A 16793-nucleotide genomic window follows, 5' to 3' on the forward strand; every position below is an offset into this window, starting at 1 on the left:
GCGTCGTTAACAGCGCTTCACGCGCATTTCATTTACCGTTGTCACGGAGTCGGAGTAACGTTCAGGCTGGTGCCCGCGCCGATAACCTGCAGGGGAGCAGCGATGACCAGCAAGACGACTGATACGGCAACCGAAGCAGCATCCGAAGCGACCGCCAGCGCGGTGGACCGCGACATTCCGGCCTCGATGTCGTCCCGGCATCATCAGATGTACATGCGGTTCTCGGAGCCCGAGCTCGCCCGCATTGGGCGGTTCGGGACGTTGCGCTGCTATGCGCCGGGCGGGCACCTGGAATGCACGGGCGTGCGGACGGCCGGGATGTTCGTCATTCTCGACGGCACCGTGCAGATCAACCAACGTGACGGGCTCGGCAATACGCGGCCGCTGACGCAGTTCACGCGCGGCGACTTCGCCGCCGAACTGGCCGCGATGTCGGGCAAGCCCTCGCTCGTGGATGCCGTCGCCATCGATCATGTCGAAACGCTGCTCGTTACGCCGCAGGAATTGCGCGCGCTGATCGTCGAAGAGGCGGACCTCGGCGAGCGGCTGATCCGCGCGCTGATCCTGCGCCGCGTGTCCCTGATCGAATGGGGCGAGAGCGGTCCCGTGCTGATCGGGCGTCCCGGATCGGGCGCGCTGTTGCATCTGGAAAGCTTTCTGCGCAGCAATGGCGAGCCGTATCGCGTGGTGGACGCGCGCGAGGATGCCGGTGCCGCCGCACTCATCGAGCAATACGGCGCCGCGGCGGGCGATCCGGTGGCCGTCTGCCCGAGCGGCGCGGTGCTCGTCAATCCGACGGAAACGGAACTGGCCCGCTGCATGGGTATGGTCGATACCGGCGAGCGGAACGAGATCTTCGATGTCGCCGTAGTCGGCGCCGGGCCCGCGGGCCTCGCCACCGCGGTGTACGCCGCGTCCGAAGGCCTGCATGTCGTGGTGCTCGATCGTCGCGCGTATGGCGGGCAGGCCGGCGCCAGTGCCCGCATCGAGAACTACCTGGGCTTTCCGACCGGTATCTCCGGCGCCGCGCTTACCGGCCGCGCCCATGTGCAGGCCGAGAAATTCGGCGCCGAGTTGTGGATTCCGTCCGAGGTGCGCCTGCTCGATTGCGAGCGGACCGGACCCGACAACGTGATGCAGATCGAGCTGACCGATGGCCGCCGCCTGCGCGTGCGCACGGTCGTGATCGCGAGCGGCGCGCGCTATCGCCGGCCCAATGTCCCCATGCTGCCGGACTTCGAGGGACGCGGCGTGTGGTACTGGGCCTCGGCGATCGAGGCGCGCAGCTGCGCGAATGCCGAAGTGGCGCTCGTCGGCGGCGGTAACTCGGCGGGCCAGGCCGCCGTCTTCCTGTCGCAGCACGCGGGCAAGGTGAACATGCTCGTGCGTGGACCGGGACTCGCGGCAACGATGTCGCGCTACCTGATCGATCGCATCGCGGCCACGCCGAACATCGAACTGCTGCCGCATACGGAATTGGTTGCGCTCCACAAGGGCTCGTGCGACGGCCTCGTCGGCGTGACGTGGCAGAACCGGCAGACGGGCGTGGAGACCGAGCGCAATATCCGCAACGTGTTCCTGTTCGTCGGCGCCGAACCCGAAACGCGCTGGTTGGAGGGCTGCGACGTGACCACCGACCGTTCGGGTTTCGTGCGCACCGGTGCGGCCGCCGTGGACGGGCCGGCGGATCGGCTCCCCGCCGCGCTGGAGACCTGCGTGCCCGGCGTGTTTGCGGTGGGCGATGTGCGATCCGGGTCGGTCAAGCGCGTCGGTGGCGCGATTGGCGAGGGCGCTGCTGTCGTCGCGCAGATTCACGAGTTTCTGGCGGCGTCGTCGGCATCCTCGGTGGCGGCATCCGCCAGTGCGGCGGCGGTGGCGTTGGCGCCGGCTACCGTCTGATATCCCCGCTGGCGGCGGGCTACCGTCCCTTCAAGATCGCTTCGATCTTCTCCGCGGTGGCCCGCAGCGCCGGCAGAAAACGCTTCTCGAGAAACGCCTGATCGCGGCTGCCGAGCACCATGCTCAGGCCCACGCCCGCCACGACCTTGCCGGTCTGGTCGTGCAGCGGCACCGAGATGCCCGCGAATCCATCGACGAGTTCGCTGATCAGCGTGCAATGGCCCTGGCGGCGGATCTCCGCGAGCTTGCGGGAAAGGGTTTGTCGCGATGTCACCGTGAAGGGCGTCAGCTTGCGCAGTGCCGCCTGCTTCAGATAGGCGTCGCGCGCGTTGTCGTCGAGCCCGGCCAGCAGCACACGGCCGAGCGAGTGGGCATAGGCCGGCATGCGGCGGCCGATCGCCATGTCTACGCGCAGCAGCTGGTGCGGCTCTTCGCGTGCGACCAGCACCACCGATTCGTGATCGAGCATGCCGATGGAGCAGCTCTCACCCACCTCCGCGCATAGCGCCTGCAGATAGGGGCGCGCGAGTTGCGGCAGGTTCATCGACGCGAAGTACGCGTAGCCGAGGTCCATCACCTTTGGCGTCAGCACGAATTTCCGGCCCTCCTGCACGAGGTATTCGTTGTGCACGAGCGTCAGCAGCAGCCGCCGCGCGGCCGCGCGCGTCACGTCGAGCTGTTCCGCCACCTCCTGCATCGTCAGTCCGTCCACGCCCGTCGCGTACAGCCGCAGCAACGCCAGCCCCTTGGTCAGCGAGTCGAGGAGTTCTTCCTTTTTTGGCGCTTCGTTAGCGCTTTCGTTCTCGGCGTCGATGGCGTCTGCTTTGTCGGCGGGTGCGGCGCGTGGCATAGCGATTCGGCGTGGGTGTGAGGGCAGGGGGGAGTGTTTATCGGGACTTGCATCTGGCGGTGCGATCCGTATGATATTCGTTTTCCGAACAAATGTTCGCAAATTACAAGAATCGGGAGACAGGCGATGAAGGTCATCACGGCCAGCCAGGCGGCGGCGCTCGTCCAGAGCGGATGGACCGTTGCCAGCGCGGGATTCGTCGGCGCGGGCCATGCGGAGGGCGTGACCGAGGCGCTCGAGCGCCGCTTTCTGCAAGGCGGAATGCCGCGCGATCTGACGCTCGTGTATTCCGCGGGGCAGGGCGATCGCGGCGCGCGCGGCGTCAATCACTTCGGTAATGCCGGCATGACGCGCGCGATTGTCGGCGGCCACTGGCGTTCGGCCACGCGCCTCGCGACGCTCGCCATGCAGGAGGCCTGCGAGGGCTACAACCTGCCGCAGGGCGTGATCACGCATCTCTACCGGGCGATCGCGGGCGGCAAGCCCGGTGTGCTGACCAAGGTCGGACTGCATACGTTCGTCGATCCACGCACGAGACACGATGCGCGCTATCACGGTGGCGCCATCAACGCGCGGGCCCGCGACGCGGTGACCGCGGGCACCGCCAATTGGGTGGAGGCCGTCGAGTTCCGTGGCGACGAGTACCTGTTCTATCCGAGCTTCCGCATCGACTGCGCACTGATCCGCTGCACGGCCGCCGATTCGCGCGGCAACCTCAGCACGCATCGCGAAGCATTTCATCACGAACTGCTGGCGATGGCGCAGGCCGCGCACAACTCGGGCGGCATCGTCATCGCGCAGGTCGAGTCGCTCGTCGATCGCCACGAGATCCTGCAGGCGATCCATGTGCCCGGCATTCTCGTCGACTACGTGGTGGTCAGCGAAGCGCCCGAGCATCACCAGATGACCTTCGCGGAGGTCTATAACGAGGCCTACGTGAGGCCCTGGCGTGGCGAAGCCGCGCATGCCGCGGAGGCCGCGAAAGAAGCGGAGGCCTTACCCTCCGCCGCGTCCCCGCTCGATGCGCGCACGATCGTGCAGCGCCGCGCGGTGATGGAACTTGCGGCCCGCGCGCCGCGCGTCGTCAATCTCGGTGTGGGCATGCCCGCGGCTGTCGGGGCGCTCGCCCATCGCGCCGGGCTCGATGGTTTCACGCTGACCGTGGAGGCCGGTCCGATTGGCGGCACGCCCGCCGACGGGCTGAGTTTCGGCGCGTCGGCCTACCCCGAGGCCGTCATCGATCAGCCCGCGCAGTTCGATTTTTACGAGGGCGGCGGTATCGACCTCGCGATTCTCGGGCTTGCCGAACTCGATGGGCACGGCAACGTCAACGTGAGCAAGTTCGGCGAAGGCGAGAACGCGCTCATCGCGGGCGTGGGCGGCTTCATCAACATCACGCAGAGTGCGCGGGCGGTGGTCTTCATGGGCACGCTGACAGCCGGAGGACTCGAGGTTGCCGTCGAGGATGAGCGGCTCGTCATCGCGAAGGAGGGGCGCGTGAAAAAGATCGTGCCCGAGGTATCGCATCTGAGCTTCAACGGGCCGTATGTCGCGTCGCTCGGCATACCGGTGATCTACATCACGGAGCGGGCGGTGTTCGAGATGCGTCCCGACGCGAAGGGCGAGTCGCGCCTGACACTGGTGGAGATCGCGCCGGGCATCGACTTGCAGCGCGATGTGCTCGACCAGTGCGCGACGCCGATCGCCGTGGCGGAGGATCTGCGCCCGATGGATGCGCGGCTGTTCAGGCCGGGTGTCATGAAGCTGAAAAAACAATGAGTAGTCACTGGAGGACACATATGACGTACCGTCACGCACGCGGGACCCTCTTCATGCCAGGCACGCTGGCCATGGCAGCCATGGTGGCCATGGCGGCGGCGACCCCGGCCCTTGCCCAGGCGCCTTTCCCCGCCGACAAGCCCATCCGCCTCGTCGTGCCGTTCCCCGCGGGCGGCCCCACCGATACGGCCGCGCGCATCATCGGCCAGAAGATGGGCGACACGCTGAAGACCACGTTCGTGATCGACAACCGCCCCGGCGCATCGGGAACGATCGGCACGGAGACGGTCGCCAAGGCCGCGCCCGACGGCTACACACTGGTCATGCTCGCCACGCCCACGCTGCTCGCGCCCCATCTGCTGCCGCGCAAGAGCTATGACATCTTCAAGGACTTCGCGCCCGTCGGTAACGCCTACGAGTTGCCGATCGTCATGGTGGTGAACCCCAACGCGCTGCCCGATGTGACGGACCTCCAGCAATACATCGCCAGGGCGAAGGCCGCGCCGGGGCAAACCAACTACACGAGCGCGGGCAATGGCAGCTTCGGCCATCTCTCGACGGAGCTGCTGAAGAACCTCGGTCATTTCGATGTGCAGCACGTGCCGTACAAGGGCAGCGCGCCCGCCATCGCCGATCTGCTGGCCGGGCAGGTGCCGATGATGTTTTCGGACATGATTGCTGCGTTGCCGCATATCAAGGCGGGCAAGCTGCGGCCCATCGCCGTGGGGTCGGGCAAGCGTGTGTCGTTCGCGCCGGACGTCAAGACGGTGGCCGAGCAAGGCTTTCCGGGGTTCGACGCGTCCTCGTGGGGCGGTTTGCTCGTGCCGGCCGGCACGCCGAAGGAGGTCGTGGCGAAGCTGTCGGATGCGCTGAAGGGCGCGCTGGCGGACCCTGCGGTGCAACAGAAGATGCTGGGCGCGGGGACGATCGCCTCCTACCTGCCGCCCGAGCAGCTGACGTCGCGCATGCAGGCGGACTATGCCAGGTGGGGCAAGGTCATCAAGGACAACAACATTCGCAGCGATTGACGTCACCCTCGTTGAAGATGCGCAATGCCGCTCAACGCCATACACTTGCGGGTTGGAGCAGTTTTCGTCGCACGACAGTTCAACGAGGATGACCATGACAACGATCGATGTGAAGGTTCCCCAGCTCTCCGAGTCGGTTTCGGAAGCGACCCTGATCCAATGGAAGAAGAAGGTTGGCGAGGCGGTCGGGCAGGACGAGATCCTCATCGAGATTGAAACGGACAAGGTCACGCTGGAGGTGCCGAGTCCCGCGGCCGGCGTCCTGGCGAAGATCCTGCAGCCCGATGGGGCGACGGTTCGCGCGGACGAGGTGATCGCGGTGGTCGATACCGAGGGCAAGGCCACCGCGGCCGCCCCGGCCGCTGCCGCCGCACCGGCGCCGGCCTCCGCGCCAGTTCCCGCACCTACCGCCTCGGCACCCGCTCCCGCCGCCGGTCCGGGGGTCAGCGCATCGGCCAAGGTTGACTACGACGTCATCGTGATCGGTGGCGGCCCCGGTGGCTATATTGCCGCGATTCGTGCCGCGCAGCTGGGCCGCAATGTGGCATGCGTCGAGGAGTGGATCGACGATGCGGGCAAGCCGCGCCTCGGCGGGACCTGTCTCAATGTCGGCTGCATTCCGAGCAAGGCGCTGCTCGCCTCGTCGGAGAGCTTCGAGGAAGCGCAGCATGGCATGGCCGAGCACGGCGTGCGCGTGCAGGGCGTGACGCTGGATCTGCCGCAGATGCTCAAGCGCAAGGCCGCCATCGTCGACAAGTTCACGGGCGGCGTGGAATTCCTGTTCAAGAAAAACAAGGTCACCTGGCTCAAGGGTCATGGCAAGTTCAACCAGCGCGCGGCGGATGGCGCATTCGTGGTGGATGTGACCGAGGGCGACAAGACCCAATCCTATGCGGCACGCGACGTGATCATCGCCACGGGTTCGAAGGCGCGCCATCTGCCGAACGTGCCCGTGGACAACAAGATCGTCTCCGACAACGAGGGCGCGCTGTCGTTCGACTCGGTGCCGAAGAAGCTCGCGGTGATCGGGGCGGGCGTGATCGGGCTGGAGCTCGGTTCGGTCTGGCGCCGGCTCGGCGCGGAAGTCACGCTGCTGGAAGCGCTGCCGGGTTTCCTGCCCACGGTCGATGAAGGCGTGGCCAGGGAAGCGGCGAAACAGTTCAAGAAGCAGGGCCTGACGATCGAATTGGGTGTGAAAATCGGCGACATCGCCACGTCGGCCAAGGGCGTCAAGATCGCCTATCAGGACAAGGATGGCAAGGACCACAAGCTCGAGGCGGACCGCCTGATCGTGTCGATCGGCCGCGTGCCGAACACGGACAACCTCGGCCTCGACCAGGTCGGGCTCGCGGCCGATGCGCGCGGCTTTATTCCCGTGGACGATCATTGCCGCACGTCGGTGCCGGGCATCTATGCGATTGGCGATGTCGTGCGCGGGCCGATGCTGGCCCACAAGGCGGAAGACGAGGGCGTGCTGGTCGCCGAGGTCATCGACGGCCAGAAGCCGCATATCGACTACAACTGCATTCCGTGGGTCATCTACACCGAACCCGAGATCGCATGGGTCGGCAAGACCGAAGCCCAGCTCAAGGCCGAAGGCCGCGAGTACCGCGCGGGGCAGTTCCCCATGGCGGTCAATGGCCGCGCGCTGGGACTCGGGCACCCCGAAGGCTTCGTCAAGATGATCGCGGACGCGAAGACCGACGAGATCCTCGGCGTGCATATCGTGTCCACGAACGCCTCCGACCTGATCGCCGAAGCGGTCGTCGCGATGGAATTCAAGGCCGCCTCCGAAGACATCGGCATGATCAGCCACGCGCATCCGTCGCTGCCCGAGGCCATGCGGGAGGCGGCGCTCGCGGTGCGGAAGCGCTCTCTCAACATGTAAGCGAGACTGGCGCGGCGCATGCGCGGAATACGGCATCCGGAAGGCGGCATCCGGAAGGCGGCATCCGGAAGGCGGCATCCGGAAGGCGAGCAAAGCGAACATGCGTCGCGCCGGCGCCGAAGCCTACACTCGAATCGCCTTCCTTCGTTTGAAGGCTCCTTTGGTCCTTGAAGTTGGCCCGTCCGCATGACGGGCCTTTTTTCTGTGTGTGGCGGCGGCTTATTGTCTTTGTGCGTGAGGAAAATCGGCGTATGTTCTGGGAACATTCCGACGTAACCTCTAAACATGCCAGATCGCACATATCTACTAACGAGGCTCGCCACCGCCGAAGACAGAATTGCTGCCGGCCGGCGGCAGGTTCGCAAGCAGATCCGGGTCGTCCGGGAACTGCGTTCGTCGGGACAGGACGATGACCTGGGTCTGCGCCTGCTGAGATCCCTCCGCGCATCGGTCGCGATCTGCCGCGGGGTGCGCGACTCGCTGATGGCACAACTGCATCAGGTGGAAGGCGAATTCGCCGGTGCCGGGGAGGGCGACCCGCCTGTGGGCATGGCGCCCGGCCGCATCGGGCTTCGCCACGATTGAACGCATGCATCTCGCCTCATTGCACCGCCAGCACGAGCTTTCCCTGGATGTGGCCGCGCGCGGCGCGTTCGTGAGCCGCTTGGGCGTTGGATAGCGGATAGGTGCTGTCGATGACCGCGCGGATCGTGCCTGCGTCGAGATGCTTCGCGATTTCCGCGAGTTGAGGGCCGTTCGAGCGGACCTGCGTTGTGGACACCGTGATGCCTAGCGCCGCGGCATCGTCGGCGCCCGTGAAGCCGAGCGGGAAGATGGGGTAGAGCGCGCCGCCGCGCCGGATCGCGCGCAGGAACCGACCGGAGGCCGCGCCGCCGACGGCGTCGACGATGAGGTCGGCATCCCGGATGACGTCTTCCGGGGTGGTCCGCGTATAGTCGATAAAGGCGTCGGCGCCCAGGTCCCGCAGCAGGGCTTCGTGCTTGCCCGACGCGATGGCCGTTACGTGCGCGCCCTGCAGCTTCGCGACCTGCACGGCGAAGTGCCCGACGCCGCCGGCGGCGCCGTTGACGACGACGCTTCTGCCGGCCAGCGGGACGGGCACATGCGGCTGTGGCTGTAGCGGATTCGGGGCGTCGTGGCCGGGATCGACGAGGAACTGCCAGGCCGTAAGCAGGGACATCGGGGCGGCGGCCGCGTGCATGTGGCCGATTCCGGCCGGCTTGTGCGCCAGTTGGCTGGCGGGCACGCTCACGTATTCGGCATACGCCTGGCTGCCACCGGCGAGGCCCTCGGGGAATCGGACCATCGCATAGACGCTGTCGCCCACGGCGAACTGCGTCACATCGTCAGCCACCCACGCGACCACACCGGAAATGTCGGTGCCCAAAATGAGCGGCAGCGACAGCTTGGGCTGCCACTCGGGCGGCAACATCCTGTATCCCTCGCGGAGGTACCAGTCGGGTGGATTGATGCCGACCGCATACACGCGAACGATGACCTCGCCGGCGGCGGCCGCCGGCATGGGAGCATCTTCGTAGCGCAATACGTCGGGGCCGCCAAGGGCGTGTTGCCTGACGGCTTTCATGGTGGTGGGTAGCATGACTTTGTCCTTGGACGAATTTCGGATATGCTGCGAGCGGAGCAGTGATCCGAATATATGGAGCGCCGCTCCGTTTGTCAAGGACAGGTATGCGCGCCGACGCTAGAAAAAATTATGACCAGCTGCTGACGACCGCCCGCGAAGTGTTCGCGGAGCAGGGTGCGGATGCGTCCCTGCGCGATATCGCGCGCAAGGCAGAGGTGGGATTGGGGACGCTATATCGTCACTTCCCCACGCGAGAGGCGCTACTGGAGGCGCTGCTGCGTTCGAGTTTCGAGGCGCTTGCGGACCGGGCGCGCGCGTTGGAATCGGCGCGCGATCCCGACGATGCGCTGGTCACGTGGTTGCGCGAGATCATCGCGTTCACGCATGCGCACCGCGGGGTGATCGCGCCAATGATGGGCGCGATCGAAGACCCGGAGTCCGCGCTTCACACATCGTGCGTGGGCCTGCGCGCCGCGGGCGCGTCGCTGCTGGCCAGGGCCCAGCGGGACGGGCATGCCAGGGCCGATCTCGACGGTTCGGAACTCTTCGACCTGATCGCGGCGCTCGCGTGGCTCCGCGAACAACCGTCGCACGCGCCGCGCGCGGACCGGCTGCTCAACGTGATTGCCAGCGCGATCCTGACGCGTCGCATGGCATGACGCCGACCCGGATCCGAACCCCCTGAATCTCGATGCCGCTTCAGTGGAACGGCACCCACATCATCTTCACTTCGACGTTGAGGAAACCCGATTTGACCGTGGGGTCGTCCGTCGCGATGCGTGTGGCCTCGGCGAGGTCTTTTGCCTTGAAGATCGTCATGCCGCCATCGTCGAGCACGACGCGCGAGGAGGTGGCCGGTAGAGGGCCCGCCGGCATAGCACGTATGCCGGCGCGGCATGCTAGCGGATCGCGAGGAGCGGATCCGCCGCGAAGGTCTCCGCGAGGAAGTCGACGAACACGCGCGTCCGCGCGGGCAATCGGCGGCTGCCGGGCCACACGGCGCTGATCGGAAACGGGGCGGGCCGGAAAGTCTCCAGCAGCGGTACCAGCAGGCCTGCCTCGACATCGCGCGCATAGAGCCATCCCGCGTTGTGGCCGATGCCGAGGCCGGCAAGGACGGCCGCGCGCACGTACTCTGCATCGTTGCTGCGCACCGGTCCCATCGGCACATGCTCGACGTCGCCATGCGGCGCGGCGAACGGCCACAGGCGCGGCACATCCCGCGACATCATGGCGATGCAGGCATGCCTGGACAGATCCTCGATGGACGACGGCGTGCCCGCGCGCGCGAGGTAGGCCGGCGAAGCCACGGTCGCGTACTGCGTGCTGCCGATGCGAGTTGCCTGTCTCCACGACGCGAATGAACAATCGCATGACATCGATCCGATCCACTGGGCGCTCCCGTTCGCCATCGCATTGAGAGGTTACCTTAGCACCGATGTGCAGAGGTATGCCCGCATAGCATGCACGGCGATGAAAAAACTCAAGCAAACAGGAAACGCTCCGATATGTGGGGGAGACCCATAACCCCAGATCTTGTCTGCTTTCATCATTCGCCCCCAAATGAATCGCCTGACCCTGCGTAAGAAACTGTGGATTCCACTCGTGCTGGCCTGGCTCGGCCTGCTCTTGCTGACCGTCACGCATGCGTTCCAGACGCGGCAACTGCAGTTGGCCGACCGTCGCGGAGAACTCGCCAGTGTCGTCGATATGTCGATGTCCCTGATCCGTGACTACGCCGAGCAGGCGAAGCAGGGCAAGATCAGCGAGGCAGAAGCCAAGTCGCAGGCGACCGCGCGCATCGCCGCGCAGCGTTATGGCAAGGATGGCTACGTCACCATCGTCGGCGCGGATTCCGCTGTGGTCATGCATCCGACCAACGCGAAGCTGAACGGCAAGAACATGCGCGATTTCAAGGATGCCAAGGGGTATCCGCTGTATGTGGAAATCGCCGCTCGCGGCGAGTCGTCCGAAGGGACCGGGTATCTCGAATACTGGTGGCCGAAGCCCGGCAGCGACGCGCCGAGCCCCAAGATCGGTTACGTGGCGCGCTTCAAGCCGTGGGGCTGGGACCTGGTCGCGGGCACCTACATGGACGACATCGAGTCGCAGTTCCGTAACTCGCTGTATCAATCGCTCGGTCTGCTGGTGCTGCTTGGCATCGCGATCTCCGTGGTGGCGACGCTCGTGATCCGCAGCATCCAGAAATCCGTCGGCGGCGAACCTCCTGTCGCCGCGGCGCTGGCATTGCGCATGGCGGGCGGCGACCTGACGGTACGCGCGGAAACGCAGCCCGATGACCGCAGCAGCCTGATGTACGCCATCGGCCATATGCGCGACCAGCTTGCCGATACGGTGGCCGGCATCCAGCAATCGGCCGATGCGATCAACGCCGCGGCCCAGCAGATCGCGGCGGGCAACACCGACCTGTCGAGCCGTACCGAACAGCAGGCCGCATCGCTGCAGCAAACCGCCGCCAGCCTGGAGCAGATTACCGCCGCCGTGCGCCAGAGCGCGGACAACGCGGCGGAAGCCAGCCGCTACGTCTCGGACGCCGCGCAGATCGCCGAGCGTGGCGGTAGCGTGGCCAGCGAGGTCGTGGACAAGATGCGCGGCATCACGGCCAGCTCGCGCAAGATCAACGACATCATCGGCGTGATCGACGGCATCGCGTTCCAGACGAACATCCTCGCGCTCAACGCCGCGGTGGAAGCCGCCCGCGCGGGCGAACAGGGCCGTGGCTTCGCGGTGGTGGCGGGCGAAGTGCGCAGCCTCGCGCAGCGCAGCGCGGGCGCCGCCAAGGAAATCAAGACGCTGATCCTGGAATCGGTGAACGAGGTCGACAGCGGCTCGCTGCTGGTCGAACAGGCCGGCCAGACCATGGCCGAAATCGTCACCGCGGTCGGTCGCGTGACCGCGATCATGGATGGCATCGCCACGGCCACGGCGGAGCAGCGCACGGGCATCGAGGAAGTCAACCGCGCGGTGTCGCAGATGGATCAGATGACCCAGCAGAACGCCGCATTGGTAGAAGAGGCGAGCGCCGCAGCCGCCTCCCTCGAGGACCAGGCCGGGGCGCTGCATCACGCCGTGTCGGCGTTCCGCGTGGCGGCGTAACGCGCCCGCTTCGGGACGTTACACGACCTCGGGCGACGGCGAAGCCTTTCCGTTCGTCGCGCGTCGGGTTCTTACGGGTTTCTGCACGGCAGCCTCGGCGCGCAATGCGTCGAGGATGGCCTCGCTCTTGTGCATCAGGTGGGTTTTCAGGATGCTCGCCATCGCCGCGGCATCGCGGCGTTGCAGTGCGTTGAGCATGCCTTCGTGCTCCGCCATCGCGCGGGACCAGATCTCTTCGGTCATCGGCGAAGCAAAGCGGATGCGCCGTATGCGCGCGTTCAGTTGCGCGTACTGCGTCTGCAAGATCGGGTTGTGCGTGGCCGCGACGATGGCTTCGTGAATCCGGCGGTTGGCCTCGTAATAGGGGGCCAGATCGCGCGCGCGAAAGGCCGTGCGCAATTCCTCGTGCATCGCCTCCAATGCCGCGAGCGCCTGCGGCTCGATGCGCTTGCAGGCCTGTTCCCCCGCCAACGCTTCCAGCGCGCCGGCCACCGCGAACAGGCCATCCACTTCCTCCAGCGTCAGCACATGCACGCGCGCGCCGCGATTGGGCAGCAGTTCGACGTGGCCTTCCGCCGCCAGCACCTTCAGCGCTTCTCGCAACGGCGTTCGCGACACGCCAAACCGTTCGCATAGCTCGGCTTCCGGGACTTTGGCGCCCGGGGGCACGTCGCCCTGAATGAAGACCTCGCGCAGGCTGTCGAGGAGGGAGTTGTGGACGAATTCTTTGCTCATGACCGCGATTATGCATGCATTTTTACGATTATGTGCGCCGGATATCGGTTAAGGGCCCAGTGTTTACCCGATCATGCATGCAATATCGCTTGACCATGCGCCGTGCTGGCTCCTACAGTGACATGCATTCACTTTGGCAATAAAAGTGGATGTTCAATGCGAATAAATCTGGAGGTAGCGAAAAAATGAATGCATTTCAGCAGGGTATCCATGAGGTCGACGGGTCCACACACGACGAGCAGCGCTACGTCAACGCACTCGGTCCGCGCGGCGTGATCGGCATCATGACGCCGGGGCCGAACGTCAACGTCGAGAACGAGATGATGGACATGCGGCCGCGCGGGGTCATCAATGCGGTGGATCGCTACTACGTGCCGAACCAGAAGATCGTGCAGAACGAGGACTGGTCGATCATCATGCGCAACGTCGCCGCCAACCTCGACGATTCGGTACGCCGGCTGCGCGAGGCGCTGATCGATCATCTGGTGCTTGGCATGTCGTCGCAGAGCTATATGGGCGGCGAGCGTGGCAGCTTTGCGCTGCTCGAGCATCTGCAGAAGATCTCCGGGCTCGACGTGACGATGGGCGCGCAATCCGCGGAGCAGGCGTTCAAGCTGTGCGGCGCCAGGAAAATCGCGCTGCTGACGCCGTACTACCCTGTGATCGAGCAGAACGCGATCGACTACTTCACGGCGCGCGGCTTCGAGGTCGTGCATGTGGAGGGGCTCAAGTGCAAGAGCATCATTCACGTGGCCTCCCAGACGTACGAGGAACTCGCGGCCGCGACGATGCGCTGCGAGGCCGCGAAGCCCGACGCGATCCTTCAGCTCGGCACCAACCTCGCGTATGCGAAGGTGGCGAACGATGCGGAGAAATGGCTGCGCAAGCCGGTGTTTGCGTCGGGTCCGGTCATCTACTGGTCCGCGCTGCGCAAGATGGGCATCAAGGACCAGATCGATGGATTCGGCAGCCTGATGTCGCATCACTGATCGCCAGCCAGCCCGAGGAGACAGGACGTGAAACACATCCAACGGATCGTGCTGGCAGCCGCCCTCGGGCTGCTGACCGGCACGGCGAGTGCGCAGGAGCCCTATCCCGCGAAGCCCATCACGCTACTGGTCGGCTTTGCGCCGAGCGGCGGTACGGACATCATCGCGCGACAGCTGGGACAGAAGCTGGGCGAGAAACTGAAGCAGCCGGTAGTGATCGAGAACCGCGCGGGCGCGAGCGGCACCATTGCCGCCACGGCGGTGGCGCGCGCGAAGCCCGATGGCTACACGCTGCTGCTCGGGCATGTGAGCTCGAACGCGATGGTGCCCGCCATCACGCCGAAGCTTGCCTATGACCCGAACAAGGACTTCACGCCGATCGTGCTGATCGGCACGGTGCCGCAGGTCATCGTGGTACCGGCAAGTTCGCCGGCGAAGACGCTGGCCGAGTTCATCGCACTGTGCAAGACGAAGCAGGGCGCCGTGAATTACGCCTCTTCGGGTGTCGGTACGCAGCAGCATTTTGCGGCGGAACTGTTCCAGTCGGCCACGGGCACGAGCATGACGCACGTGCCGTACAAGGGGAGCGGCGCGGCGCTGACGGACCTGCTGAGCGGACTCGTCGACGTGAACTTCGACACGGTGCCGACGGTGCTGCAGTACATCCGCAGCGGCAAACTGCGCGCGCTGGCCGTCACAACCCCCACGCGCGTCGCCGCGCTCCCCGACATTCCCACGGTCGCGGAAGCCGGCGTCCCGGGTTTCGCCATTAGCGCGTGGTACATGCTGATGGGCCCGGCCAACCTCCCGGACAACATCCGCGACACGCTGAACCAGGCCGTCAACGACGCGCTGAAGTCCCCGGACTTGCGCGATAAACTCAGCGCCCTGAGCACCGAGATCGGCGGAGGCACCCCAGCCGCGGCACGCGACTACCTGAAGTCCGAGGTGGTGCGCTGGCAGCGCGTGGCGTCGGAGAAGAAGATCGTGGCGGAGTGATCGACACGATCCGCGGGGCGGATAGGGGGACCTTGCCGGGATTGGCATAATGGTCCCCATTCCGTCATCGTCATGCGCAGATCGTCCAGATGCGAATTCCGCCAGTCAAGGCCATCGTTGCCTTCGAGAGTGTTGCCCGCAACCGGAGTGTCGGCAAGGCCGCCGAGGAGCTTGGCCTCACCGCGTCGGCCGTGAGCCATCAGCTCGCCAATCTGGAAGATTTCATCGGCCAGTCCCTGTTCTTCCGGCAGGGGCGCGGGCTCGTGCTGACGCCAGTGGGCGAGCAGTATCTGCGCGACGTGACGGGCGTCATCGCGGAACTCCATCGCGCCACCGAGCGCGCGGCCACGCCATCGGCCGTCGATATCCTGCGCGTACATACCAGCCCAAGCTTTGGGCTGATGTGGCTGCTCCCCAGGCTCGAGTCGTTCCAGGCGGACAACGGCGATATCCAGCTCAACCTTTCCTGCTCGTATGAGGATGTGTCGTTCACCGCCGGCTTCTACGACGTCGACGTGCGCCACGGGCACGCGCATTGGCGGGATATCGAGGTCAGGACGCTGCGGCACGAGCGCGTGCTGCCATTGGCGTCGCCGGACTATCTGCGCAAGAACCCGATCCGCGATCCCGCGGATTTGCTGAACTGCCGGCTCATCAATTCCGAAACGCCGCTGGTGAGGTGGCACCAGTGGTTCGCGCGCTTCGGCGTGGCGGCGGTGCATTCCTCGTTCGATTTTTCGTTCGACCGCTCTTACATGTCGCTGGAGACGGCCGCGCTCGGGCTCGGCGTCGCGCTGGAGAGCTCGTTGCTCGCGTCGGTACTGCTGCGCAAGGGTGCGCTGGTGCCCGTGTTCGAGGGCCAGTATGCCGTCGAGGTCGCCAGCCACCACGTCGTCTACCCGGCGCAGCACGCGGACTTGCCGCGCGTGTCGCGATTTCTCGCCTGGCTGGACCGGGAGGTGAACCGCTCCCGCGACGAGGCCTCGCTCTGAGCCCGACCAAGGGTTTCTACCCACCTGCAGCGGGCGATATCTGAAAATTTCTCAACGATAGTTGAGGCCGAATGCATTGATCGGAGGCGACGCAGAGACAACACTCGACCCATCATCAAGTCAAAACCAAGGAGACGAGAATGTTGGTCGAGAACAAGGTAGTGATCGTCACGGGGGCCGCATCGGCGCGCGGTATCGGCAAGGCAACGGCGCGCGTGCTGGCGGCGCAGGGTGCGAAGGTCGTCATCGTGGATCTGCAGCGCGATGCCGCGGAGGCTGCCGCGGCCGAATTGGGCAACGGCCATCTGGGCCTGCGGTGCGACGTCACGGACAAGGCATCGTGCGAGGCTGCCGTACACGACACGATCTCGCGCTATGGCCGCATCGATGGCCTGATCAACAACGCGGGCATCACCCAACCGGTCCGCACGCTGGACATCGGCGCGGCCAATTTCGATGCGGTGATCGACGTGAACCTGCGCGGCACGCTCTACATGTCGCAGGCCGTGCTCCCGCAAATGAAGGAACAGAAGCGGGGGAGCATCGTCTGCATGTCGTCGGTGTCCGCGCAGCGGGGCGGCGGTATCTTCGGCGGTCCGCACTATAGCGCGGCCAAGGCAGGCGTCCTCGGGCTCGCCAAGGCGATGGCGCGCGAGTTCGGCGGCGACCATATCCGCGTGAACTCCGTCACGCCCGGGCTGATCCAGACGGACATCACGGGGGACAAGCTGACCGCCGAGATGCGGGCGGACATCATCAAGGGCATCCCGCTCGGCCGGCTCGGCGAGGCAACGGACGTGGCAAACGCGTGCCTGTTCCTCGTGAGCGATCTTTCCTCGTATCTCACTGGCATCACACTCGACGTCAACGGCGGCATGCTGATCCACTGAATCCCGGCGGCCCGCGGGCCG

Annotated in this window: 16 protein-coding genes; 11 read left to right on the forward strand and 5 right to left on the reverse strand. The window is 65.8% G+C overall.

What is annotated here, in order from left to right:
* Positions 1-102: 102 nt before the first annotated feature.
* Positions 103-1899, forward strand: a complete 1797-nt coding sequence (locus KHP16_RS13045; protein WP_121491409.1) for an FAD-dependent oxidoreductase — start codon at positions 103-105, stop codon at positions 1897-1899.
* A gap of 19 nt (positions 1900-1918) precedes the next feature.
* Here the strand turns inward: KHP16_RS13045 and KHP16_RS13050 are convergent, their stop codons facing one another.
* A complete protein-coding gene (locus KHP16_RS13050; RefSeq protein ID WP_109582905.1) occupies positions 1919-2749 on the reverse strand; it encodes an IclR family transcriptional regulator domain-containing protein in 831 nt (276 codons plus the stop codon).
* Between the two features lie 126 nt (positions 2750-2875).
* Here KHP16_RS13050 and KHP16_RS13055 point away from each other — a divergent pair, with 126 nt between their 5' ends.
* From KHP16_RS13055 to KHP16_RS13070, 4 genes are all read left to right on the forward strand, one after another.
* Positions 2876-4528 (forward strand): acyl CoA:acetate/3-ketoacid CoA transferase, encoded by a 1653-nt coding sequence (locus KHP16_RS13055; RefSeq protein ID WP_211960335.1) that lies wholly within the window; start codon positions 2876-2878, stop codon positions 4526-4528.
* Positions 4529-4548: 20 nt separating this feature from the next.
* Positions 4549-5556 (forward strand): tripartite tricarboxylate transporter substrate binding protein, encoded by a 1008-nt coding sequence (locus KHP16_RS13060; protein ID WP_415831084.1) that lies wholly within the window; start codon positions 4549-4551, stop codon positions 5554-5556.
* A 94-nt stretch (positions 5557-5650) separates the two neighbouring features.
* The gene (gene lpdA, locus KHP16_RS13065; RefSeq protein ID WP_211960336.1) at positions 5651-7444 is read left to right on the forward strand and encodes a dihydrolipoyl dehydrogenase; all 1794 of its coding nucleotides are present in this window, start codon (positions 5651-5653) and stop codon (positions 7442-7444) included.
* A 285-nt stretch (positions 7445-7729) separates the two neighbouring features.
* A complete protein-coding gene (locus tag KHP16_RS13070) occupies positions 7730-8029 on the forward strand; it encodes a hypothetical protein (protein ID WP_179593684.1) in 300 nt (99 codons plus the stop codon).
* A 16-nt stretch (positions 8030-8045) separates the two neighbouring features.
* Here KHP16_RS13070 and KHP16_RS13075 read toward each other — a convergent pair whose 3' ends face one another.
* On the reverse strand, positions 8046-9065 hold the full coding sequence (locus KHP16_RS13075; protein WP_211960337.1) for an NADP-dependent oxidoreductase: 1020 nt from the start codon (positions 9063-9065) through the stop codon (positions 8046-8048).
* An 89-nt stretch (positions 9066-9154) separates the two neighbouring features.
* Here KHP16_RS13075 and KHP16_RS13080 point away from each other — a divergent pair, with 89 nt between their 5' ends.
* Positions 9155-9709, forward strand: a complete 555-nt coding sequence (locus tag KHP16_RS13080) for a TetR/AcrR family transcriptional regulator (protein WP_109582901.1) — start codon at positions 9155-9157, stop codon at positions 9707-9709.
* A gap of 40 nt (positions 9710-9749) precedes the next feature.
* Here KHP16_RS13080 and KHP16_RS13085 read toward each other — a convergent pair whose 3' ends face one another.
* Both KHP16_RS13085 and KHP16_RS13090 read right to left on the reverse strand, forming a co-directional pair.
* Positions 9750-9926, reverse strand: coding sequence for a YciI family protein (locus KHP16_RS13085; RefSeq protein WP_211960338.1), 177 nt, complete (start codon positions 9924-9926; stop codon positions 9750-9752).
* 23 nt (positions 9927-9949) lie between these two features.
* The gene (locus tag KHP16_RS13090) at positions 9950-10462 is read right to left on the reverse strand and encodes a substrate binding domain-containing protein (protein ID WP_342344357.1); all 513 of its coding nucleotides are present in this window, start codon (positions 10460-10462) and stop codon (positions 9950-9952) included.
* A 151-nt stretch (positions 10463-10613) separates the two neighbouring features.
* Between KHP16_RS13090 and KHP16_RS13095 the strand changes: the two genes are divergently transcribed.
* Entirely contained in the window at positions 10614-12167 is a 1554-nt protein-coding gene (locus KHP16_RS13095; protein ID WP_211960340.1) for a methyl-accepting chemotaxis protein, read from the forward strand.
* 18 nt (positions 12168-12185) lie between these two features.
* Here KHP16_RS13095 and KHP16_RS13100 read toward each other — a convergent pair whose 3' ends face one another.
* On the reverse strand, positions 12186-12902 hold the full coding sequence (locus KHP16_RS13100) for a GntR family transcriptional regulator (protein ID WP_109582898.1): 717 nt from the start codon (positions 12900-12902) through the stop codon (positions 12186-12188).
* Between the two features lie 185 nt (positions 12903-13087).
* Between KHP16_RS13100 and KHP16_RS13105 the strand changes: the two genes are divergently transcribed.
* From KHP16_RS13105 to KHP16_RS13120, 4 genes are all read left to right on the forward strand, one after another.
* On the forward strand, positions 13088-13891 hold the full coding sequence (locus KHP16_RS13105; protein WP_109582897.1) for a maleate cis-trans isomerase family protein: 804 nt from the start codon (positions 13088-13090) through the stop codon (positions 13889-13891).
* Positions 13892-13918: 27 nt separating this feature from the next.
* Positions 13919-14890 carry a Bug family tripartite tricarboxylate transporter substrate binding protein gene (locus KHP16_RS13110; RefSeq protein ID WP_211960341.1) on the forward strand — a complete coding sequence of 324 codons (972 nt, stop codon included), beginning with the start codon at positions 13919-13921 and terminating at the stop codon, positions 14888-14890.
* A gap of 89 nt (positions 14891-14979) precedes the next feature.
* Positions 14980-15882: a LysR substrate-binding domain-containing protein gene (locus KHP16_RS13115; protein ID WP_109582895.1), complete on the forward strand. Its 903-nt coding sequence runs from the start codon at positions 14980-14982 to the stop codon at positions 15880-15882.
* Positions 15883-16022: 140 nt separating this feature from the next.
* Positions 16023-16772, forward strand: a complete 750-nt coding sequence (locus KHP16_RS13120) for an SDR family NAD(P)-dependent oxidoreductase (RefSeq protein ID WP_115952979.1) — start codon at positions 16023-16025, stop codon at positions 16770-16772.
* Positions 16773-16793: the final 21 nt, after the last annotated feature.

This window comes from Cupriavidus plantarum (assembly GCF_905397285.1).
GTDB lineage: Bacteria > Pseudomonadota > Gammaproteobacteria > Burkholderiales > Burkholderiaceae > Cupriavidus > Cupriavidus plantarum.